The 448-nt window shown below is 65.2% G+C and carries 1 protein-coding gene; it reads left to right on the top strand.

Annotated features, from left to right (window positions below):
* The coding region (locus tag EOA86_RS38090; RefSeq protein ID WP_164892484.1) for an ABC transporter permease at positions 1-448 on the top strand (448 nt) is incomplete at both ends.

Raw genomic sequence — 448 nt, forward strand, 5'->3', positions numbered from 1 at the left:
GCGCAAGACCTTGCGCCGGCCATCCGCTGGTTCGGCATTCAGCGCCTCCTTGGCCTGCCCCTCACCGCCTGGATCGCCATTTCGTGTTTCGTAGTCTTCTCGCTGATCATGGCCAAGACACCCTTCGGAAGGCATCTCGTCATGATCGGCGGCAACGAGACTGCAACCTTCCGAGCCGGCATCCGCGTCAACCGCAACCTTGTTGTTGCCTTTGTTCTCGCTGGCGCCATCGCCGGCCTTGCCGGCTGGCTGCTGGCGATCCGCACCTCGGGCGCCACCGCCAATCTCGGCGTCGGCCTGCTGTTCAACGCGTTCGCCGCCGTCGTCATCGGCGGTGTCAGCCTGAAGGGCGGCGTCGGCACCCTGCCCGGCGTCTATGCCGGCGTGCTTTTGCTGTCGGCCATCAACACGGCGATCAACCTGATGGGCCTTCCGGCCAACTTCACCC

It is taken from the genome of Mesorhizobium sp. M5C.F.Ca.IN.020.32.2.1 (assembly GCF_004023105.1).
Classification (GTDB): Bacteria; Pseudomonadota; Alphaproteobacteria; order Rhizobiales; family Rhizobiaceae; genus Mesorhizobium; species Mesorhizobium wenxiniae.